This is a genomic window from Enterobacter cloacae complex sp. 2015409 (assembly GCF_041365315.1).
GTDB lineage: Bacteria > Pseudomonadota > Gammaproteobacteria > Enterobacterales > Enterobacteriaceae > Enterobacter > Enterobacter pseudoroggenkampii.
On record NZ_JBFTVM010000008.1, the window covers coordinates 1 to 21,437 of the forward strand.

The 21,437-nt window shown below is 57.8% G+C and carries 22 protein-coding genes; 8 read left to right on the forward strand and 14 right to left on the reverse strand.

Features of this window, described 5'->3' with window-relative positions; translation table 11 throughout:
- The 5 genes from ACDO57_RS21610 to ACDO57_RS21630 all read right to left on the reverse strand — a co-directional run.
- Nucleotides 1–453, reverse strand: a 453-nt coding sequence (locus tag ACDO57_RS21610) for a POTRA domain-containing protein (RefSeq protein WP_370884593.1), incomplete at its 3' end; no start/stop codon positions are given.
- Between the two features lie 182 nt (nucleotides 454–635).
- Nucleotides 636–1,589, reverse strand: a complete 954-nt coding sequence (locus ACDO57_RS21615; protein ID WP_061716241.1) for a GlxA family transcriptional regulator — start codon at nucleotides 1,587–1,589, stop codon at nucleotides 636–638.
- A gap of 26 nt (nucleotides 1,590–1,615) precedes the next feature.
- The gene (locus ACDO57_RS21620; RefSeq protein WP_370884578.1) at nucleotides 1,616–2,395 is read right to left on the reverse strand and encodes an MBL fold metallo-hydrolase; all 780 of its coding nucleotides are present in this window, start codon (nucleotides 2,393–2,395) and stop codon (nucleotides 1,616–1,618) included.
- 122 nt (nucleotides 2,396–2,517) lie between these two features.
- A complete protein-coding gene (nlpA, locus tag ACDO57_RS21625; protein WP_370884579.1) occupies nucleotides 2,518–3,318 on the reverse strand; it encodes a lipoprotein NlpA in 801 nt (266 codons plus the stop codon).
- 147 nt (nucleotides 3,319–3,465) lie between these two features.
- Nucleotides 3,466–3,885: a GNAT family N-acetyltransferase gene (locus ACDO57_RS21630; RefSeq protein WP_148769209.1), complete on the reverse strand. Its 420-nt coding sequence runs from the start codon at nucleotides 3,883–3,885 to the stop codon at nucleotides 3,466–3,468.
- A 141-nt stretch (nucleotides 3,886–4,026) separates the two neighbouring features.
- Here ACDO57_RS21630 and ACDO57_RS21635 point away from each other — a divergent pair, with 141 nt between their 5' ends.
- Nucleotides 4,027–4,323, forward strand: a complete 297-nt coding sequence (locus ACDO57_RS21635) for a YicS family protein (protein ID WP_048992761.1) — start codon at nucleotides 4,027–4,029, stop codon at nucleotides 4,321–4,323.
- 61 nt (nucleotides 4,324–4,384) lie between these two features.
- Here ACDO57_RS21635 and ACDO57_RS21640 read toward each other — a convergent pair whose 3' ends face one another.
- Nucleotides 4,385–5,335 (reverse strand): LacI family DNA-binding transcriptional regulator, encoded by a 951-nt coding sequence (locus ACDO57_RS21640; RefSeq protein WP_023293714.1) that lies wholly within the window; start codon nucleotides 5,333–5,335, stop codon nucleotides 4,385–4,387.
- 293 nt (nucleotides 5,336–5,628) lie between these two features.
- Between ACDO57_RS21640 and ACDO57_RS21645 the strand changes: the two genes are divergently transcribed.
- The 6 genes from ACDO57_RS21645 to ACDO57_RS21670 all read left to right on the forward strand — a co-directional run bounded on the left by ACDO57_RS21645 (nucleotide 5,629) and on the right by ACDO57_RS21670 (nucleotide 11,543).
- Nucleotides 5,629–5,943: a PTS sugar transporter subunit IIB gene (locus ACDO57_RS21645; protein ID WP_021242703.1), complete on the forward strand. Its 315-nt coding sequence runs from the start codon at nucleotides 5,629–5,631 to the stop codon at nucleotides 5,941–5,943.
- An 11-nt stretch (nucleotides 5,944–5,954) separates the two neighbouring features.
- On the forward strand, nucleotides 5,955–7,283 hold the full coding sequence (locus tag ACDO57_RS21650) for a PTS sugar transporter subunit IIC (RefSeq protein WP_031275290.1): 1,329 nt from the start codon (nucleotides 5,955–5,957) through the stop codon (nucleotides 7,281–7,283).
- A 17-nt stretch (nucleotides 7,284–7,300) separates the two neighbouring features.
- Nucleotides 7,301–8,677, forward strand: coding sequence for a glycoside hydrolase family 1 protein (locus ACDO57_RS21655; protein ID WP_032654357.1), 1,377 nt, complete (start codon nucleotides 7,301–7,303; stop codon nucleotides 8,675–8,677).
- A 5-nt stretch (nucleotides 8,678–8,682) separates the two neighbouring features.
- The gene (locus tag ACDO57_RS21660) at nucleotides 8,683–8,985 is read left to right on the forward strand and encodes a PTS lactose/cellobiose transporter subunit IIA (RefSeq protein WP_008500136.1); all 303 of its coding nucleotides are present in this window, start codon (nucleotides 8,683–8,685) and stop codon (nucleotides 8,983–8,985) included.
- Between the two features lie 138 nt (nucleotides 8,986–9,123).
- A complete protein-coding gene (locus ACDO57_RS21665) occupies nucleotides 9,124–10,503 on the forward strand; it encodes a carbohydrate porin (RefSeq protein ID WP_370884580.1) in 1,380 nt (459 codons plus the stop codon).
- Nucleotides 10,504–10,637: 134 nt separating this feature from the next.
- Nucleotides 10,638–11,543, forward strand: coding sequence for an EamA family transporter (locus ACDO57_RS21670; RefSeq protein ID WP_370884581.1), 906 nt, complete (start codon nucleotides 10,638–10,640; stop codon nucleotides 11,541–11,543).
- A gap of 48 nt (nucleotides 11,544–11,591) precedes the next feature.
- Here ACDO57_RS21670 and nepI read toward each other — a convergent pair whose 3' ends face one another.
- Nucleotides 11,592–12,782 carry a purine ribonucleoside efflux pump NepI gene (gene nepI / locus ACDO57_RS21675; protein WP_370884582.1) on the reverse strand — a complete coding sequence of 397 codons (1,191 nt, stop codon included), beginning with the start codon at nucleotides 12,780–12,782 and terminating at the stop codon, nucleotides 11,592–11,594.
- A 102-nt stretch (nucleotides 12,783–12,884) separates the two neighbouring features.
- Nucleotides 12,885–13,337, reverse strand: coding sequence for a DUF1198 domain-containing protein (locus ACDO57_RS21680; protein WP_024907368.1), 453 nt, complete (start codon nucleotides 13,335–13,337; stop codon nucleotides 12,885–12,887).
- 197 nt (nucleotides 13,338–13,534) lie between these two features.
- On the opposite strand from ACDO57_RS21680, the gene ACDO57_RS21685 reads away from it, so the two are divergent.
- Nucleotides 13,535–14,335 (forward strand): MBL fold metallo-hydrolase, encoded by an 801-nt coding sequence (locus ACDO57_RS21685; RefSeq protein WP_290094987.1) that lies wholly within the window; start codon nucleotides 13,535–13,537, stop codon nucleotides 14,333–14,335.
- A gap of 63 nt (nucleotides 14,336–14,398) precedes the next feature.
- Here ACDO57_RS21685 and uhpT read toward each other — a convergent pair whose 3' ends face one another.
- The 6 genes from uhpT to ilvB form a co-directional block, all read right to left on the reverse strand.
- Nucleotides 14,399–15,790: a hexose-6-phosphate:phosphate antiporter gene (gene uhpT, locus ACDO57_RS21690; RefSeq protein WP_023309834.1), complete on the reverse strand. Its 1,392-nt coding sequence runs from the start codon at nucleotides 15,788–15,790 to the stop codon at nucleotides 14,399–14,401.
- 132 nt (nucleotides 15,791–15,922) lie between these two features.
- Nucleotides 15,923–17,233: an MFS transporter gene (locus ACDO57_RS21695; protein WP_024907370.1), complete on the reverse strand. Its 1,311-nt coding sequence runs from the start codon at nucleotides 17,231–17,233 to the stop codon at nucleotides 15,923–15,925.
- On the reverse strand, nucleotides 17,226–18,731 hold the full coding sequence (gene uhpB, locus ACDO57_RS21700) for a signal transduction histidine-protein kinase/phosphatase UhpB (RefSeq protein WP_148769208.1): 1,506 nt from the start codon (nucleotides 18,729–18,731) through the stop codon (nucleotides 17,226–17,228). Before uhpB ends, ACDO57_RS21695 begins: the two co-directional genes overlap by 8 nt.
- Nucleotides 18,728–19,321 carry a transcriptional regulator UhpA gene (gene uhpA / locus ACDO57_RS21705; RefSeq protein WP_024907372.1) on the reverse strand — a complete coding sequence of 198 codons (594 nt, stop codon included), beginning with the start codon at nucleotides 19,319–19,321 and terminating at the stop codon, nucleotides 18,728–18,730. The genes uhpB and uhpA overlap by 4 nt, the downstream gene beginning before the upstream one ends.
- An 82-nt stretch (nucleotides 19,322–19,403) precedes the next feature.
- Nucleotides 19,404–19,691, reverse strand: coding sequence for an acetolactate synthase small subunit (ilvN, locus tag ACDO57_RS21710; protein WP_008500144.1), 288 nt, complete (start codon nucleotides 19,689–19,691; stop codon nucleotides 19,404–19,406).
- A gap of 3 nt (nucleotides 19,692–19,694) precedes the next feature.
- On the reverse strand, nucleotides 19,695–21,383 hold the full coding sequence (ilvB, locus tag ACDO57_RS21715) for an acetolactate synthase large subunit (RefSeq protein WP_370884583.1): 1,689 nt from the start codon (nucleotides 21,381–21,383) through the stop codon (nucleotides 19,695–19,697).
- Nucleotides 21,384–21,437: the final 54 nt, after the last annotated feature.

Below are 21,437 nucleotides of genomic sequence, written 5' to 3' on the forward strand. Positions count from 1 at the left end.
CAGCTGGCCGCCGGAGAGATCCTGCTCGGTAAGAAAAGCGCGGCTGGTGATATATCCCCGGCTGATATACCAGTCAGAAATATGGGCGAGAAGTTCCGTTATTTTCGCCATGTCCAGACAGCGGCCCTGCCACGGCGCGACAAGGGTCTGCCGGGTTTTCGGGGAGATTAAGGTCGCACCGGAAAGGGTAATGGTATGAATGGTGAAACAGGGCCCGGAGCCGGTAACAGGCAGCGGTCTGGCAGGCGCGGGGCGAGGAATACTGCGCTCCAGCTCTTCACGCTGTTGCTGGTTCTGTAATAAAAGCTGCTGCTGTTGCTGTTGAATGGAATCGCGATCGGCTGGCGACAGCGGCGCAGCATTGGCGCGCGCTAAAAAAAAGACAGCCAATAAGATAGCAGCAGCATAATTTACTAATGAAATTATTCTATTTTTTATTTTGGAGCTATTCATCCATGCCACAAAAACGTCCGCAATGATTATTTTTGTAATATAAGAGCATTCTTAAGGCGAGTATATCTAATTTGCATTAGGGCACCTAAAATTAATAGTTCTTTCAGAAAAGTGAAAAGGATATTAAGAGAAAATAAGAAATTGTTTAACTCACCCTTAAATCTTGAGTTAGTGGTAATACACTAGGCATGAAGCCGAAACGTTTTTCGCCACTCTGCGGGGCTCACCCCAAAACGTGCTTTAAACTGTTGTCGCCAGGTGACGGCGGAATTAAATCCCACAAGCTCAGCAACGCGTTCAATCGGCATATTTCCGGCTTCAAGCAAAATCTGGCTGCGCCGCAGGCGTTCGGCGGTAAGCCAGTCAGCGACGCTCATCCCCGTGGCTTTAATAAAATGACGGGTCAGGGTTCGGCGACTCATCGAAACCACCTCCGCCAGGGAATCCAGGCTATGCGGTTCGGTGATGTGCTGCTGCAGGTAGTCGATCAGGCAGTTAATGCGTCCGTCGCGGGTATCTTTGGGTACCGGCTGGGCGATAAACTGCGCCTGCCCGCCCTCGCGGTGGGGCGGAACAATCATCCGGCGGGCAATCTGGTTGGCGACCACGCTGCCAAAGCGCTGGCGAATGATATACAGGCAGCAGTCGAGGGCAGCGGCAGTACCGGCGGAGGTGATGATATTGCCGTCATCCACGTAAAGGGCATTAATATCCAGCTGAACGTTCGGGAAGAGCGACTGAAACTGACGTTCGAACTCCCAGTGGGTGGCCGCACGTTTGCCGTCGAGGATCCCCGCCCAGGCCAGCACAAACGATCCCAGACACAGCCCGACGATTTCTGCACCGTGGTCTCTCGCCTGCACCAGGCTGTCGAGCAGCACCTGCGGCGGGCGTTCCAGAACGTGCTGCCAGTAGGGAACGACAACAATATCGGCCTGCCCAATGGCGGTAAAATCCTGCGTGGCGTTGAGAGCAAATCCGTCTTTTGAGGTAAGGAACCCCGGCGTTTCGGCGCAAATCGTTACGTTAAAGCGCTTTTCGCCGGAGACCGAGTCGCCAAACAGAATGCAGGGAACGGAGTAGTGAAACGGGCTGAACCCGTCTACCGCGACAATCGCGACGTTGATTAGCGACATCTGTCTCTCCTTTCCCTTTAACGCACTCAGAATATAACGGTTTCGCCATCCTGGGGAATGCTCACCGCGTCACTCACCTGATTAGCTTCAACGTATTCACGCAGCGCGCTGCGGGTCAACAGGCAGTGGTTAATGGCCTCCATATGGCTCGCCACAATTTTAGCCTGCGGCAGCAGGAAATGAACGTTGAGCACATCCTCCTGCCCCATAATAATGGGCCCAAAACCAATGACGTGGGCATAGCCGGCGTTCAGTACCACCACGTCCGGCTGGTGCTTTTGCAGATCGGCCGCTACCTCGTCACGCCAGACGGTATCCCCTGCAAGATAGAGCGTCTTCTCATCAGGATGACGCAGCACCACGCCACAGGCCTCGCCCAGCCGATCCGCCAGCTCCGGCACGGCATAAGCGCGATCGGTCCCGTGCTGACCGCCGCGGGTTTTCGTAATCTGAATATCGCCGAAGGTGGTCGCGTCGGTCATGACCGTCAGGTTGCTAAATCCCTGACTGCGCAGCAGCGCGGCGTCACGGTCGTTTTGCACGTAAATCGGTTTGTCTTTGGCGATCAGCTCCGCCGCGGCGCGATCCCAGTGATCGTCATGGGTATGGGTGACGATCACCGCGTCGGCGTCCAGCAGCGTGTTGACGTCAACGGGGAGTTCAACCGTCGGGTTACGGCGTTCGGCATACGCCGTGCCGGGGAAGCCAGGATAAGCACCCTTTGGGGCCAGCATCGGGTCGATTAAAAGACATTTTCCGGCGTAGGAAATCAGCTGGGTGGCGTTGCGAATGTGGGTAATGTTCATGGGCTATCCTCCTGTTGGTGTGATAAAGAGGATAGCCAGCCGTCTCAATTGACGCTGTGGGTTAAAGGGCGATTACCGATGGAATCGGGCCAAGAGAAGCAACCTGTTTTCTGTCACATCGTTTACCAACCCGGCACTGCACCACCGTTAAAGATCGTCTCAGCCGCTTTTGCCACTTCAGGTGACTGATACGACTCGATAAACGCCTTCACATTCTCCGCATCCTTGTTGTCTTCGCGCGTCACCACGATGTTCACGTACGGCGAGTTTTTGTCTTCAATAAAGACGCTGTCATGCACCGGTGACAGCCCGGTTTGCTGGATATAGGTGGTACTGATGATGGCGACATCCACTTTCGGGTCGTCCAGCACGCGCGGCAGCTGCGCCCCTTCCAGCTCCATAATTTTCAGCTGCTTAGGGTTGGCGGTAATATCCAGCGCCGTGGGCAGCAGCCCGGTGTCCGGCTTAAGGGTAATGAGTTTCTCTTTTTGCAACAGCAACAGCGCGCGGCCAAGGTTGGTCGGGTCGTTTGGAATGGCAATGGTTGCCCCGTCCTTCAGGTCAGACACGGATTTAATTTTGCGGGAATAGCCGGCCATCGGGAAAACAAAGGTGTTCGCCACGGCCACCAGCTTATAGCCATGCGCCTTGTTATCTTCTTCAAGGAACGGGCGATGCTGGAAGACGTTGGCATCCAGTTCCCCCTGGTTGGTGGCATCGTTAGGCAACAGCGAGCCGCTGAAGCCCACCAGCTCCACGTCCAGGCCATATTTCTCTTTTGCCACCTTTTTGGCGACTTCCGCCACGTCCTGTTCAGCGCCGTTGATGACGCCGACTTTAATGTGTTTGGCATCGCTGCCACTTTGATCGCACCCTGCCAGCAGCAGGCCAGCCAGTACCAGAGCACCCAATCGACGTTTCACAAGACAGTTCCTTTTGCTGAATGTTTTAGTGACTATATCGACAACGAGGCGGGGAAATAAAAACCGAAAAAGAATCAATAAGAAGGATCGGTTATATGCGGGTATGGCCGGGTGGCGCTGCGCTTACCCGGCCTACAGATTAAGGGCTTAAAGGGCTTTCGCCAGGTAATGTCGCTGCATGCCCGGGTACGGATAATCCTGCAAAGACATCTGCAGCTGGTACCCCTGTTTTTCATAGAACGGACGCGCCTGGAAGCTGGCGGTATCGACCAGCGCGTGCTTGCAGCCTTTGCGCCTGGCTTCTTCTTCGGCCGTCCTGATGAGCTGGCTGCCCACGCCGGATCCGCGCACGGCATCGCTCACCCAGAGAAAGTCGATATTCAGCCAGTCGCCTTTGCGCACCCCAATGAGCCCGCCGAGCATGGTGCCGATGTCGTCCCGCACGTAAACGCCAATATCCCCGCTGAATGTGGAGAGATCCAGAAACTGCGCATTGTAGGCTCTCAGGCCGGTGAGTAACTCTTCTTTTTCCTGCGCCGTAACCGCATGAGTAATGCTCAGGTGCATATTTTTTCTCCTTGTTATCTGTGCCGTTTCACTATCTCACACACGCAACGTAGAGAAAATTCATACTTTCGGCTGGCGGCGCTACACTGAATGTAACGATATATTTCATGGGAAGCCTGTGACGTCAAAAGGGGGTTGTTGATGAAAGCTGCACACCTTGTCTGCCTGCTGGTTTGTCTGCTCTTCGCCGCGTTTGTCCATGCTCAGGAAAAGGAGGATCCGGCGAAAGAGGCGCAAATAAAGCAGCAGGTCCTGAAAGATATTAAGAAAACCTGTACGCCACAGAAAAAGCAGAGCGATAAGGCCTGGCAGGCGATGATTTTGTCCTCCGAGGCCAATCAGCTGCTGATCAAAAATGCCGTTACCGCCGTGAAGCGCGACAACCTGGATGCCTACTGGGCGGCGGTTGGTCAGGTGGATTGTATGGAAGATTACTGAGGGCTGGAAACGTGCTTCTCGCCGGGTGGCGGCTGCGCCTTTCCCGGCCTACACAACATGTTTAACGCTTACGCACGTCTGGAATGATCAAATCCCCGCGCAGCACATACGATCCCAGCATCTGCGTTTTCTCCGTCAGCCAGCTCACGATACGCGCCGCCATGGCATCCATAGAATATTCAATCGCCGGGATCACCGGAATACCCGGCAGGTGCAGCGATCCGGCCAGGCTAAAGACCATAATGTCGTCCGGCACGGATTTATTAAACGCCTGCAGCTGCGGGATCACCCGCTGGGCTTCCTGCTCGTCCGCCACCAGCAGCGCGTTGAAGTTCAGCGTGCTGGCGTTATTCAGCAGCTCCTGTAGCGCAACGGACGACGAGGTCGCGTCCATGAACACAAGGTTGCGATTAAAGGGCAGGAAATTTTTCTCCAGCGCGTGCTTGTAGCCGAGCAGCACCTGGTCAGCAAAACCGCTGCCGTGCGGATGGATCAGGGCAATCTGGCGTCGCCCCTGGCTGGTCAGGTAGTTACAGGCGGTTTCGGCGGCAAAGGCGTGATCGAACTGGATGCTGTTGGAATTATCAGACTCCATGCAGTCCACCAGAATGACGTTGTCCATGTCGACGTCCAGCGGGAAACGCGCGCCAATCACCAGGATGTCATCGCAAAGCCCGCAGGAGAGTTCCTCAAGAGCGTGCATCACTTCCGCTTTGCTGTGCGCGAAACGCAGCAGCAGGTGTTTTTGATGCTGGCTGAGCTGTTTTTCCAGCGCGTAGAGATAACCGGTGGTCTGGTTAATGTTTTCCTGGGCGCAAATCACCCCGATACAGCCCGTAGACTGGCTCAGCAGCGACTGGGCAATCACATTAGGCCGGTAGTTAAGCTCATCCACTGCCTTCAGAACGGCCTGACGGCTGGCTTCCTTTACGCCACGCGACCCACTCAACACTCGCGATACCGTGGCTTTAGACACCCCGGCAAGACGTGATACATCATTGATTGTCGACATCTCTTTCCCCTGGCAGGCTTACCTCGCGCCTGCAAATTCCATGACCGCTTCGGCTCACATTATAGCCAGAGCGGAGTATATCCGTTTCCGTTTTCCATGGAAACCGATTTTCCGTTTCCACTCCAAATGATGTCAAAACAGCCAAATTATGTGACCTGCATCCGGTTAATTAGCCTCATAAGTATTGGATCTTGATGGTTGTCACAGTTCTGTCTTTTATGAATGGAAACCGGTTTCCGTATCATGTCCAATCATCCTCGCAATAACTTTTTACATTTAGAGGATGGTTGTCGATGTTCAAGATTATGCTGTGCTGCTCTGCCGGGATGTCCACCAGCCTGTTGGTCAGCAAAATGGTCGATGTCGCGAAAGAACGTGGTTTGTCGGTGAAGATTGATGCGTACGGTGTTTCCGAATTTGATACGCAGTTTCCGCAATACCAGGTGGTACTTCTCGGACCGCAAGTGAAATACATGTTACAGACACTCTCAGACAAGGCGGCGACGCATGGCATTCCGGTGCAGCCCATCGACATGATGGACTACGGCATGCAGCGTGGCGATAAAGTACTGGACTTTGCTCTGTCGCTCATCGAAGCGGCACACTAAAAGGTGTTCACATGAGTTCGTTATATCAATCCATGGTTGCGGTGATTGAGCAGTCAATTACCCCGCTGGCCGCGAAGCTCGGTCAGCAAAAGTACGTGATTGCCATCCGCGACGGCTTTACCGCCGCGCTGCCGTTTATGATCATCGGCTCGTTTATGCTGGTGTTCATCTTCCCGCCGTTCTCGGCGGATACCACTAACAGCTTCGCCCGCGGCTGGCTGGATTTTTCCCAAACCTACCGCGAACAGCTGATGCTGCCGTTTAACCTCAGCATGGGCGTGATGACCTTCTTCATCTCGGTAGGGATTGGGGCGAGCCTGGGGCGTCAGTTTAACCTCGACCCGGTGATGTCCGGCCTGCTGGCCTTTATGGCCTTCCTGCTGGTCGCCGCGCCGTATGCCGACGGCAAAATCTCAACCCAGTACCTCTCCGGCCAGGGCATCTTCACCGCGCTGATCGCCGCCATTTACTCAACCCGCGTGTACGCCTGGCTGAAGCAGAACAACGTCACCATCCGCCTGCCAAAGGAAGTGCCCACCGGCGTGGCGCGTTCGTTTGAGATCCTGATCCCGGTGATGGTGGTGATCGGCACGCTGCACCCGCTGAACCTGTTCATTGAAGCGCAGACCGGGATGATTATCCCGCAGGCGATCATGCACCTGCTGGAGCCGCTGGTGTCCGCGTCTGACTCCCTGCCCGCCATTCTGCTCTCCGTGCTGCTGTGCCAGATCTTCTGGTTCGCGGGTATCCACGGCTCGCTGATTGTTACCGGCATCATGAACCCGTTCTGGATGGCGAACCTCTCGGCAAACCAGGCGGCACTGGCCGCAGGCGCGGCGCTGCCGCACGTTTATCTGCAAGGTTTCTGGGATCACTACCTGCTGATTGGCGGCGTCGGTTCCACCCTGCCGCTGGCCTTCCTGCTGCTGCGCAGCCGCGTTACCCACTTGCGCACCATCGGCAAAATGGGCGTGGTGCCAAGCTTCTTTAACATCAACGAGCCGATTCTGTTCGGCGCGCCGATCATCATGAACCCGATGCTGTTTATCCCGTTCGTGTTCGTTCCGCTGGTCAACGCCTGCCTGGCGTACGGCGCCACGAAGCTCGGCTGGCTGGCACAGGTGGTCTCGTTAACCCCGTGGACTACGCCCGCGCCGATTGGCGCCTCGTGGGCGGCGAACTGGGCGCTGAGCCCGGTGGTGATGTGCCTCGTCTGCATGGTGATGTCGGCGCTGATGTACCTGCCGTTCCTGCGCGCCTATGAGCGTACGCTGATTAAAAACGAAGAGCAGAAAGCCCAGGCTGCAGCCGTGGGTGCCGCTGAAGCCACAAGTAATTAAGTCAAAGAGGAAGGGTCATGAAATACGCATTTCCCGATAACTTCTGGTGGGGCAGCGCAAGCTCCGCTCTCCAGACGGAAGGGACACGAGAGGGTGAAACCACGTGGGACTACTGGTTTGCCCGCGAGCCGAACCGTTTTCACAACGGCGTGGGGCCGCAGCACACCTCCACGTTTTATCAGCACTGGAAAACGGACATTCAGCTGTTAAAACAGCTGAACCACAACAGCTTTCGTACCTCGATTAGCTGGGCGCGCCTGATCCCCGACGGTATCGGTGAAGTGAACCCGGACGCGGTCGATTTTTATAATCAGGTCATTGATGAGCTGAATGAACAGGGCATCACGCCGTTTATCACCCTGTTCCATTTCGACATGCCGATGGCGATGCAGGAAATTGGCGGCTGGGAAAACCGTGACGTAGTGGACGCGTACGCCCGCTATGCGCAGATTTGCTTCGAGCTGTTCGGCGACCGCGTGCTGCACTGGTTTACCTTCAACGAGCCGATCGTGCCGGTGGAAGGCGGTTATCTGTACGACTTCCACTACCCCAACGTAGTGGATTTCCGCCGGGCGGCCACCGTGGCTTATCACACGGTGCTGGCCCATGCGAAGGCGGTTCAGGCCTACCGCGCCGGGCACTACGCGGGGGAGATCGGCATCGTGTTGAACCTGACGCCGTCGTATCCGCGTTCGCAGAACCCGGCAGACGTGAAGGCGGCGCACGTTGCGGATCTGATGTTTAACCGCAGCTTCCTCGATCCGGTCCTGCGCGGCGAATACCCGGCCGATCTGGTGGCGCTGCTGAAATCTTACGACCAGCTGCCCGCCTGCAAGCCGGAAGACGGTTTCCTGATTGCGGAAGGGAAAATCGACCTGCTCGGCATTAACTACTATCAGCCGCGTCGCGTGAAGTGTCGCGACAGCGCGGTGAACCCGCAGTCGCCGTTTATGCCGGAATGGTTCTTTGATAGCTACGAGATGCCGGGCCGCAAGATGAACCCCTACCGCGGCTGGGAAATCTACGCGCCGGGTATTTACGATATTCTGATTAACCTGCGCGACAATTACGGCAACCCCCGCTGCTTTATTTCTGAAAACGGCATGGGCGTCGAAAACGAGCAACGTTTTATTGAAAATGGCCAGATTAACGATCAATACCGCATTGATTTTATATCTGAGCATTTAACGTGGCTGCATAAAGGCATAAGCGAAGAGTGTAATTGTCTTGGCTACCATATGTGGACATTTATTGATAACTGGTCGTGGTGTAATGCCTATAAAAATCGCTACGGATTTATCCAGCTCGATTTGGAGACGCAGCAGCGCACCATTAAGAAAAGCGGGGAGTGGTTTGCCGCCACCGCCTTAAATAATAGCTTTGATAAAGAGTAATGATGATGATCGCACTAGAAGAAGCCGTAATGGAAATTATCGTCAACGCCGGGCAGTCCCGCAGCCTGTGCTTTGAAGCGCTGCACGCGGCGCGCCAGGGCAACATTGACGAAGCCAAAAGCCTGCTGCGCGAAGCCGACGGCTACGCGCGTCAGGCGCACAAGATGCAGACCAAACTGATTGAGCAGGACGCGGGCGAAGCCCGCCAGCCGATGACCTTAATTATGGTGCACGCGCAGGATCATTTAATGAACTCCTTATTAGCGCGTGAATTATCCGAAGAAATTATTCATTTATATCAGAGATAGTCTATGGCGAAATAAATTACTGTAATACCTCTGTACCTAAAACTAGAAATCCACTTGTTCTGATGATAGCGACATATTCTGTCAGATCGGAGCGGGATGGTTATTGTCTGAATAAAATTAAACTATATTGAGATAACCATGAATACGATTAAAAAACTTCCATTAACTATGGCGGTTATCGCCGCGCTTTGCCCAATTTCCGTGCTCGCCCAGGAATTCACGCAGGAGCAAATCGACGCCATTGTGGCGAAAGCGGTGGATAAAGCCCTGGCCGAACGTCAGGCCAAAATGGATGCCGCCGTCGCGAAAAAAGCGGACGTGGTGACCGAGCCGCAGAGCGCGGCGCAATCCCCGGACATGGCGATTCCGTTCGGGATTAAATTTACCGGCTACGCCCGCTATGGCGCGCACTTCCAGGCCGCCGATCAGAAATATGTGGCGGTCGATGGCTCCTACAACGGCGCGTCCGCAATTGGTCGTCTGGGTAACGAAGGCAACGGCGGCGAGTTCCAGCTCTCTAAAGCCTTCAAGGGCGAAAACGGCGCCATCTGGGACATCAACGTGATGATCGACCACTGGGGCGACGAAGTTAACCTGAAAAAGGCCTACGCGGGGGTGACCAATATTATGGCCTCCAACCCGAATGCCTATTTCTGGGCCGGTCGCGACTTCCACCAGCGTCCGCAGCAGGGCATCAACGATTACTTCTGGATGAACCACGACGGCCAGGGCGCCGGGGTGAAGAACTTCGATATCGGCGGCGTGCAGTTTGACGTCGCTGCCGTGGCGGCAGTGGAATCCTGTAGCCCGGAAGTGATGGAAGACGAAGCGAACCCGTCACGCATCACCTGTACCGGCGGGTCCGGCACGGGCGACAAAGGTAACTACGCGGCCACCTCTAAAATCCACGGTATGAAGCTCGGTCCGCTGGATCTGGAGCTGTACGCCAACTACGGCTTTGATTCAAAAGCGGTGGAGAGCGATGAGCGTCTGAACGCCTGGCAGGGCGGCGTGGTGCTGAGCCACACCAACGACAGCGGCGTGAACAAGATGATTGCCCGCTACTCCGATAACTCGGACAACAGCGTGTTCAATAAAACCGAAGACCTGACCACGGTCTACGCCAGCTTCGAAGGGCTGTACAAATTCACCCAGGCCACGCAGGTGGAGTACATCCTCGCCTTCCACGACTACGACAACAGCCGTGATAAGACCGACAACCGTAAGAACTACAACGCCATCGTGCGTCCGATGCACTGGTGGAACGACGTTCACTCCACCTGGCTGGAAGCGGGCTGGCAGCACGTGGATTACGACAACGGCGGCGATAATAAGGGCTGGAAGCTGACCCTGTCGCAGAACATGTCTATCGCCATGGGGCCAGAGTTCCGTCCGATGCTGCGCTTCTACGTGACCGGCGGCAAGGTGGATAACGCACGCACCGCGCGCGTGAATAACACCAAAGACGAGACGCTCGACGACTTCAACGTCGGCGCGATGTGGGAGGCGTGGTTCTAGTAGAGCGCCGTTTGTTTCGCCCGGCGGCGCTGCGCTTGCACGGGCCTACAAGGTTTTGTAGGCCGGGTAAGCGTAGCGCCACCCGGCAAGATCCCATGTTATGCTACAAAAAAACCAACATAACAGGGGAGAAAATGGGTTCCACACGTAAAGGGATGCTGAACGTCCTGATCGCCGCCGTTTTATGGGGCAGTTCCGGCGTTTGCGCGCAGTACATCATGGAGAAAAGCCACATTTCTTCGCCTTACCTGACCATGGTTCGCCTGCTGTTTACCGGCGTGATCCTGCTGACGCTCTCCTTCGTTCACGGCGACAAGATTTTCTCGGTCATCAAGCATCGCAAAGACGCCCTCAGCCTGCTGTTTTTCTCGCTGGTCGGCGCGCTCACCGTGCAGCTCACCTTCCTGCTGACGATTGAAAAATCCAACGCAGCGACCGCTACCGTGCTGCAGTTTCTGTCACCGACCATCATTGTGGCGTGGTTCGCGCTGGCGCGGAAAAAGCGTCCCGGCGTGTTTGTGCTTTCGGCCATCATGACGTCGCTTGTTGGCACCTTCCTGTTGGTGACCCACGGCGACCCAACCTCGCTCTCCATCTCGCCTGCCGCGCTGTTCTTCGGCATCGCCTCGGCGTTTGCCGCCGCGTTTTATACGACGTACCCGTCAACGCTTATCGCCCGCTACGGTACGCTGCCGATTGTCGGCTGGAGCATGTTGATTGCCGGGTTAATGCTGACGCCGTTCTACGCCGGGCGCGGGACGACCTTCGTGATTGACGGCAGCCTGCTGCTGGCGTTTTTCTATCTGGTTGTGATCGGCACGGCGCTGACGTTCAGCCTGTATCTGAAAGGCGCGCAGATGATCGGCGGGCCGAAGGCGAGCATTCTGAGCTGTGCCGAACCGCTGAGCAGCGCGTTGCTGTCGGTGATTTTGCTGGGCGTGGCGTTCACCCTGCCGGACTGGCTGGGAACGCTGCTGATTGTGTCGTCGGTGGTGCTGATTTCGATGGATTCGCGTAGAAGGGTTAAGGCATCGGCGTAGCCTGATGCCCTCACCCCAACCCTCTCCCACGGGAGAGGGAGAAAAACACTACTTCGCTTTAACCTTCCTTGCCACCAGCAGCGCCGTCAGCAGCATCAGCGTGCCGGAAATCACCAGCGGTGACGTCAGCCCCAGGTGGTCGAGCGCCACGCCGCCAATGGCCGCGCCGCAGGTGTTTGCCAGCTGGATCACCGCCACCTGAATCGACCCGGCTTTTTCCGCCTGATCGGCAAGCGAGCGGGTGATCCACGTCGACCAGCCCACCGGCACCAGCGCGAAGGCAAAGCCCCAGATAATCGAAATCGCCGACGCGACCCACTTATCGCTGCCCCACAGCACCAGCACCGTGGCGCTCACTGCCAGCACCAGCGGCGCACCCGCCAGCGCCACCTTCAGGGAGCGCTTCAGGAACTGAGACGACAGCGACGTGCCGACAAAGCTGGCGATGCCGAAGCTCAGGAGCACCAGCGTCAGGCCGTCGACGTCAAAGCCCGCCATGGTCATATACACCGGGCGTATATAGGTGAAGAAGGCAAACTGCCCGGCAAAGGACATAAAGATCGCGGTCATCCCTGCCAGCACGCCGGGGCGCTTCAGCAGGCTGAACATGTTCTGCTTATGATGCGCCGCTTCGCCCGGCAGGGACGGCAGCGCCTTCCACACCCAGATAATGCAGAGCAGGCCCATCACTGCCGCCGCGTTGAAGACGTTACGCCAGCCGATGATCCCACCCAGGAAACTGCCCAGCGGCGCGGCAATCACCAGCGCGATAGAAACCGCACCGAAGATAACGGAAAGCGCTTTTGGCACCGTACGCGCGGGCACCAGGCGCATGGTGAGCGAGGCCGACATCGCCCAGAAGCCGCCTAATCCCAGCCCCAGACAGGCGCGCCCGAGCAGCAGCAGGGTGAAGCTTTCCGCGAAGGAGACCAGCAGGCAGGAGAGCGTCAGCAGCACGCTGAACAGGATGACCACTTTACGGCGGTCGATGGTGCCAATCACCTGGGTGATAAACAGGCTGGCGAACATCGCCACGAAGGCGGTGACGGTAACGGACTGACCCGCCACGCCCTCGGAAATGCCCAGATCCTGCGCCATCGGCGTCAGGAGGCTGACCGGCAGAAACTCAACGGTAATCAGGCAGGCGACGCAGAACGCCACGGCGAAGACGGCCGACCAGTTGGGGCGTGAAACCTCGTTGGTCTGCGGTCTGGTCGTGGGCTGGATATGTTCTGTCATGGCATCACCTGAAGATAAAAACGTACGGAAAAGTCGCGCAGTTTATCATCAAAAGTGTGACGAATTTAACGTTTAGACAACTTTTGTCGTTTTTACAGGGGATCAGTGCAGATAAAACACGCCCTCTTCCGGCAGGAAGAGCTGGTTATAGCGCAGCTGGAAGGCGTTCAGCTCCTGCGGATCGGGTTCCATCTCGCGCATAAAGCCAAGCGCGAGACGAATTTGTGCATCGGTGATAGGCGCAGCCAGGCGGGCTTTACGCAGCAGGCGGTGCCACGTGTGCAGGTTCTCTTCACTACCGTCGACAATGCAGACCTGCCAGATCAGCAGCACCTGCGCCGCGTTTTGCAGATGCGCTTCGTCCGGGCGCTCAAGGTAGCGGATAAACTCATTGCCCGACGTTTTACCAAACTGGTCGATCATCGACTCGACCGGCATCGGGGTGATGCCCAGACGCTCGCTTAAACGTTTGATGGCGCGGCGGGAATCTGAGGTCAGGACGCGAAATCCCACCACAAACACCACGGCAAGCGTTGCCAGCATTATCCAGACCATGCGTTCTCCTTAGACTAGCCGCTCATCATAGCGGGAAACGCACGGCGTCGACAGCGGATAGAAGCATAATAGTGAATGGAAAAGCGCTGGAAAAACGGCAGGAAAGTCGTTTTAGTTTTTATGGGGACGATTATATATACACGGTGTATGGTCAATGCCTGGCGGTAACGAATCTTCACTTCAGGGAAAGAGCGAACATGTCCATAACAATCAGTGTCCTGCTGGAGAACAGACCTAATCCCGGCGCTAAAAATTTACTGCGAGCTAAAGCAGGACTCAGCCTGTTTATACAGGATGAAAATGATTCCATTCTGTTTGATACCGGTCCGGATGATAGCTTCATACATAACGCAGCTCTGATGGGAGTCGATTTGACCCGCCTGACCGCAGCTGTACTTTCTCACGGGCACTATGACCATTGCGGCGGCGTTCCGTGGTTACCGGATAATTGCCGGATCGTCTGCCATCCCGACGTGGCCTGCGAGCGCTACTCGGCAATACAGTTTTCAGGGTATACCGCCAGATTAAAAAAGTTGTCGCTGAAAAATGATTATTCACACTATCGCATGGAGTACAGCAGCACCCCGCTCCAGATTGGGAAGCGCTTTATATGGTCAGGGGAGATCCCTGTCGCCAAACCGCACGCATACGGTGTTATCGGTAGTAAAAATGCGAATGTGGATTATGTGAAAGATGAAGGGGTTCTAATTTATAAATCTGACCGTGGCCTGGTCATTTTTATCGGCTGTGGGCACCGAGGTCTGATCGATATTGTGCGTCACTGTCAGAGAATAACCGGCATCAACCATATTCATGCAATTTTCGGTGGTTTCCATCTTCGCTGTGCGTCACCGCGTAAGCTCTGGGCACTCAGGCAGTTTCTGCACGGCCTACAACCCGACAAAATAATGGGCTGCCATTGTACGGGAAAATGGGGCAATTTGTGGTTGCCGGACGCGGTTACCCCGGCAACAGGGGATATTTTTGTTCTGGGGTAGGTCTTAACTCAGCTAATAAAAAAGCCCGGCATCACACACCGGGCAAAGAAGTTACCTGCACACTCAGGCTGTTTTTAATTTCTGCGCACGATTCTCACGGCGAATTTTACGTTCTTCCAGCACGGCAACCATCGCCATCAGGACGATACAGCCAATCGCTGCTGCATCCAGCGCCGCGAAGGTGCCCGCCCAGCCGGTGAGGCCGAAAATCGGCGTGCCGTCAGCAATCATCCCCAGACCCAGCTTGGCGAAGCTGTCGCCGATCAGGTAGGCGAAGGTGCCCTTAATCCCATCGGCGGCGCCGATCGCTTTTTTCGGGACGAAGCCCACTGCTGCCACGCCAATCAGCAGCTGCGGACCAAACACCAGGAAGCCGAGCGCGAACAGTGACGCCAGGTAAACGTACTGGTTGCTGGCGTGCTGGTAGACGCCGAGCGTGGCGATAATCAGTGCCAGCGCGACGCAAGCCACCAGCGCGCGACGGCCGTTGGCGAGGTCGGAGAGCCAGCCCCACAGCAGGGTACCAACCAGCGCGCCCACTTCGAACAGGGTGAAGCCCTGAATCGCCACCTCTTTAGAGAGCTTCAGCTCCTGGAAGGCATACACGGTCGACCACTGGTCGATGCCGATGCGCACCACGTAGAGGAAGATGTTCGAGAAGCACAGCAGCCAGATCACTTTGTTTTTCAGCACATACTCAACAAAGATCTGCCATTTGGACATCTCGTTTTCTTCGGTCTCTTTGTCCTCTTCGCTGATCTCCTCGCCGAACAGCTCTTCGGCTTTGCCGAGGCCGTACGATTCCGGGGAGTCGCTGCCGTAGCGCAGGCCGATAAAGCCGACAATCAGGGCGATAATCGACGGGAAGATAAACATGCCGATCACGTGGCCGTCGAACAGGTAGTTAGCGCCAAACAGCGCCACGCCAGCCGCACCGGCACCGCCGAGGTTGTGGGAGATGTTCCACATGCCGAGGTACGAACCACGCTTGCGGCGCGGGGTCCATTTGGTGATGGTGGAGTAGCTGCACGACCCGCCGGTACTCTGGAAGAAACCGCTCAGGGCGTAGAAGGCGATCATCAGGAACAGGCTAACGGACCCTGCGCCCATGCTGGCGCTGAAGCCGAGCATACAGATGGCGGAGAGGATCAGCATAAACGGCAGGAACTGCTTGGTGTTTTTGCCATCCGCGTAGTAGGACACGACGGTTTTACCCACGCCGTAGGTGATGGAGAAGCCCAGGCCAATCATCCCCAGCTGCGTCATGCTCAGCCCGTAGGTGGAGATCATGTCGTTCTGCGCGATGTTAAAGTTTTTGCGGATCAGGTACATGGTCAGGTAGCCGATGAAGACCACCAGATAAGACTGCATGAACGGTTTGAACCACATTTTGCGCCGCACGTCGAGCGGCAGATCCAGGGTCGGCTTGCGCACCTGATTTAAGAAGGCCAGCATGACTGAGTTACTCCTGAGCTGATTTTTGCAGCATTGTAAAAACCAGCCGGGAGAGATGCCTGAGACAGCGTCCAGGTGAAACCGGGAAAATTTCTTAGTTTTGCGCCACTCGGCAGCAAAAGGTGAGGCGCGTCACGCTTCGCGCGGCGCCTGCGCGTTCAAAAACGGCAGCAGCAGCAGGGCGGAGATCCCCGCCGCGATGGCGATCACCGCGAAGAATCCGCTCCAGTGCCAGATGTCGATCACCCGCGCCAGCGGCCAGCCGGAGAGCGATGCGCCAAGGTAAGCAAACAGCCCGACAAAGCCCGTCGCCGCGCCTGCCGCCTCTTTGTGCGAGCACTCTGCCGCCGCCATGCCGATCAGCATCTGCGGGCCGAACACGAAGAAGCCGGTGGTGAAGAAGCACGCCGCCTGCATCACGTAGCTGGCAAACGGCATCAGCCACAGCGAGCCAACGGAGAGCAAAATCCCGGCGGCGAATATCAGGTTCATCGGGCCGCGGTTGCCGTTGAACAGCTTGTCCGAGCCCCAGCCCGCCACCAGCGCGCCGATAAACCCGCCCAGTTCGAACATCGTCACCGCCGAGTTGGCGGTCACCAGGTCCACGCCGAGCGTCTCGGACATGTACAGATTGCCCCAGTCGTTGATGGCCGCACGCACCACGTACACCAATACGTAGCAGAGCGACAGCAGCCAGATATACGGGTTTTTCAGCACATATTTGGTGAGGATCTCTTTGCGCGTCAGCCCCGCCCCCTCCTGCTGTTGCGCCATTTCCATCTCGTCGTGCCGCCAGTCGCCCACCGCGGGCAAGCCAACGGTTTGCGGCCTGTCGCGCAGGCGCCAGCAGAGGAATAGCCCGGCGAGAATGGCAAGCCCGCCGGCAATCATCATCCCCGCGCGCCAGCCGTAGTGCAGCGCTGCGGCACCGACCACCATCGGGATCAGCGCCCCGCCGACATTATGCGCGGTGTTCCAGATTGCCCACCAGCCGCCGCGCTCGTTGCGCGAATACCAGGCGGTGAGCAGGCGGGCGCAGACCGGCGCGCCCCAGCCCTGGAAGAAGGCGTTCAGCGCCCACAGCAGGGCGAAGGCCCACAGCGACGTCGAGAAGCCAAACAGAATGTTGACCACGCCGGTGGCGATCAGCCCAACGCCCATAAAATAGCGCGCGTTAGAGCGGTCGCTGACGATGCCGGAGAAGAACTTCGACAGGCCGTAGGTGATGTAAAACAGCGTCGCCAGCAGGCCGATATCGGTGCGCGTCATCACGCCGCTGGCGAGGATCTCCGGCGCGGCGGCGTTGAAGCTTTTGCGGGTAAAGTAGAAGAGCGCGTAGCCGAGCCAGATAGCGATCAGAATATGGCGACGCCAGTAGCGGTAGCGGGCGTCGATTTCCGCTTTGTCACCTATCGGTGCGGCGTTCGCGGGGGTCTTAAACATGGTGGCTCCTTAGCGGCAGGCTGACGCTGACGCGCGTCCCGTGGGTGCAGGAGAGGTTCAGCGTGCCGCCGAGCGCCTTCACGCGCTCGCGCATGCCCGCCAGGCCAAAGCCCTGCTGGCCGGAGCCCGGCGGCAGGCCGCAGCCGTCGTCTTCAATTACCAGCATCAGACGTTCGTCCTGCTCCCAGCCCTGTATCGTGACCGCGCTGGCACTGGCGTGTTTGACGATATTGTTCAGCCCCTCCTGACAGACGCGGAACAGCGTCACGCGCTGGCCTTCGCTCAGGACAGATTCGTTAATTCGCCAGTCGAGATGGCTGACAATGCCGCGGCTTTCCAGCTCCATCTCGCGCATCAGGGAACGCACCGCCTGCTCCAGCGACAGGTCGTCGAGCTGACGCGGACGCAGCCTGCCGAGGAGACGTCGCACCGAGTCATACACGCCCAGCGAAAGCTGCTCGATATGCGCTCCGCCCTGCTTCACGCCCGCGTTTTCCGCCGCCAGACGCTGGACAATGCCCGCCTGGGTGCGGATGGCGGTGATCGTCTGGCCGATATCATCGTGCAGCTCGCGGGCGACCTCCTGCCGCACGCTCTCTTCGGTCTCCAGCAGGCGTTCAGCCAGACGCCGGTTGCGCGCCAGCTCGATTTGCAGGGACTGGTTCAGCTCGCGCAGGCGCTGAATGCCCGCGCCGAGCAGCAGCCCGGTCAGGCTCTGGGCCAGCAGGGAAAGCAGCAGGTCCACCGGATGGTCGTGCCAGGTCTGGCTGGCGATCAGCGCGATGGCGTTCATTAGGGTGGCGATCAGCGCCCCCTGCCAGCCGTAGTGCCAGGCCAGGGCGATAATCGGCAGCGCAAGGCAAAATGGGGTAAAGCGTGAAAGCTCGGCAGGTAAACCCAACTGAAGCCACAGGCTCACCACGAACAGCAGCAGATACCAGATGAGGTGCCGGGCGCGCCAGTTCACCGGTTGGGAAACCAGCGCCGGGCCGAGCGGCTGCCAGACGGTACTGGTGAGGTAATGCCAGATAACGAGGCAGGTCGGCGCGAGGGTCAGGCCGCCGGTGAGGGTCAGCAGCAGCGCGTTGAGCATCTCCTTATCACCCGCCCACGGCAGGGACTGCAGCAGCGCGGCGGCAATCAGCGCCGCCCCCTGTCGCAGCAGCGTACGCCAGTCGCGCTGGTGACGGTAGCGGGAAATGAGGGCAACAGGGAGCAGCGTGAGCAGGCTTCCGGTCATCAATAATGGCAGGTGCACCAGAGCGACTTCCTGCGCCAGCCAGACCAGCAGCAGCCACTCTGCGCCCAGCAAAACGGGCCAGTAGCCGCGCGGGCACTGGAGCATGAGCCCCAGTCGCAGGCCGAAGGGGAACAGCAGCACCGCCAGCTCGGGGCGTTCCACCAGGTGCAGGCTGATGCTCCATAAGCAGAACCATGCGGCGGAGAAGATAAAAAAGCTGGCAACGACGGCGATCAGCCGCGAAAAGACGGGACTCATTGCCAGCTGTCGAACATGCGGCGCGCCAGCTCGACGTCGTTGCTGACGTTAAGTTTTTCCATCAGGTTGGCGCGGTGAACGTGTACGGTTTTCGGGGACAGTTCCAGCTCGGCGGCAATCTCTTTTACCGACATTCCCTGCGCGAGTTTTTCCGCAACCTGGCGCTCGCGTCTGGTGAGCGGATCCTGACGTCCGGCCGCCAGCTTGATGGCGATATCCGGCGTTAAATAGCAGCCGCCGGTGGAGACGGTGCGCACGGCGGCGATCAGTTCGTCCGGGCTACAGCGTTTGGAGAGAAACCCGCGCGCCCCCGCGTTGAGCGCCTGCTCGACCAGCGCCGGGCTGTCGTGGACAGACAGCATAATCGTCGACATTCCTTTCGGCAGCTGGCTTAGCAGCTCCAGCCCGGAGAGATCCGGCATCGAGATGTCGCAGATACAGACCTGCACCCCGCGCCCCGGCAGGCCCGCCAGCGCCTCGCGACCGGAGCCAAACTCGGCCACGACCTGGAAATCTGGTTCGAGGTTGAGAAGCTGGGCAAAGCCAGAGCGGACGATAAGGTGGTCGTCGATAAGGGCGATGGTGGTCATGTGTCTTCCTGCGGTCTGAAAACGCCGGATGGCGCTGCGCTTATCCGGCCTACAAGAGCGAAAGACGCTTACCTTAAGCGATCTATTCGAAAAACACCGCAATTTTGTTAAACATGGTGGGATCGGACTGGTTACGCGCCACGTTGGTGACATCTTCCAGCTTGTCGATCTGCGCCATCATCTGCTCCAGACGCTGGTCATCGTTGACCAGTAGCCAGATGCGACTGTGCTCGCTGCCCTGAATCGGCAGACAGAGAATGCCTTCCACGTTAAACGCCCGGCGGGCAAACAGCCCGCAGACGTGGGTCATGACGCCAGGGTGGTTGCGGACGGTGAGTTCCAGAATGACGTTATCATGTTGTTTCTGCATGGCTTATTCTCCCACCATCTCAGTATTTGCCGCACCCGGCGGCACCATCGGATACACTTTTTGTTCAGGGTCGATACGCACGTGGATCAGCGCCGGGCCAGGGCGAGAAATCGCCGCCTGCAGCGCCGCGTGGGCATCCTCTTCAGCGTTCAGATCGCAGGTGTGCAGGCCAAAACCGGCGGCAATCTGCATAAAGTTAATCATTCCCGGGTAGGTCGCCGCAAACACGCCCTGCTTGTAGAACAGGCTCTGCTGCTGATGCACCAGACCCAGCGCCTCGTTGTTCATCAGGATGATTTTCACGTCTAACTGGTTTTCGGCCGCGGTCGCCATCTCCTGAATGTTCATCATCAGGCTGCCGTCGCCGGAGAAGCAGATGACCTTGCGGTCCGGATTCGCCAGCGCCGCACCTACTGCTGCAGGCAGACCAAAGCCCATGGTGCCGAGGCCGCCGGAGGTCAGCCACTGGCGCGGACGGTTCAGCGGGTAGGCCTGGGCGGTCCACATCTGATGCTGGCCCACGTCGGTGGTGATAATCGCGCTGTCGTCCACGCAGGCGGCAACGGCGTTGATAAGACCATAGTGGCTCAGCGGATCGCCTTCGGTTGGGATGGAGCCCGGGAACTCGCGCTGCAGATCCGCCACCAGCTGGCGCCAGTCGGCGCGGTCGGCTGCGTCCGTCTGCGGGATCAGCTCCGCCAGCACTTCCGCCACGTCCCCCTGAATCGCCACGTGCGGCTGCTTGATTTTACCCAGCTCGGCGCGGTCGATATCCACGTGAATGATTTTCGCGTTCGGGCAGAACTGCTCGGTTTTGCCAATCGCCCGGTCATCAAAACGCGCGCCCATCACAATCAGCAAATCCGCCTCTTGCAGGATGTAGTTGGTGCTGCGCGCGCCGTGCATGCCCAGCATCCCCAGGGACAGCGGGTGCGCTTTTGGCAGCATGCCGAGCGCCATCAGGGTCATGGTGGTCGGCAGGTTGGCTTTTTCCGCAAACTCACGGATTTCATCCGCAGCGTTAATCGCCCCGCCGCCCAGATAGAGCACCGGACGTTTAGCGGCGTTGATCATGGCGGCAGCATCGCGCACGCTCTCCGCGCTGAATGCTGGCGCGGGGGCACGGTCGCCCGGCTCCGGCAGCACGTCGATCTCGATCTCTGCGGTCTGGACATCCTTAGGAATGTCTATCCACACCGGGCCCGGGCGGCCGGACTGCGCAATGCGGAACGCATCGCTGATAACCTGAGGAAGTTCGCTGATATCGCGAACTAAATAGTTATGTTTGGTGATGGGGATAGAGATGCCGTAGGTATCCACTTCCTGGAACGCATCGGTGCCGATCATCGAGGACGGCACCTGGCCGGTAATGCAGATCAGCGGAATGGAGTCGAGGCGCGCGTCGGCGATAGCGGTCACCAGGTTGGTTGCGCCCGGCCCGCTGCAGGCCATACAGACCGCCGGTTTACCCTGGGTACGCGCCATGCCCTGAGCGATAAAGCCTGCCCCCTGCTCGTGACGTGCCAGGACGTGGCGGATCTGCGTGCTTTGGCTTAACGCATCGTACAGCGGCAGCACCGTGCCGCCGGGGATGCCCGCAACCGTGGTGATGCCCTGTCGCTCCAGCAGATGAACGATCAGCTGCGCGCCAGTAAAACGCGTCTTGTTGGATGTTGTGCCCGAACTTGCCATGCTCCAGTCCTTTTCTTCTGGGCCGACTTTCCGGGGAGGCTCTTAAACGAAAAA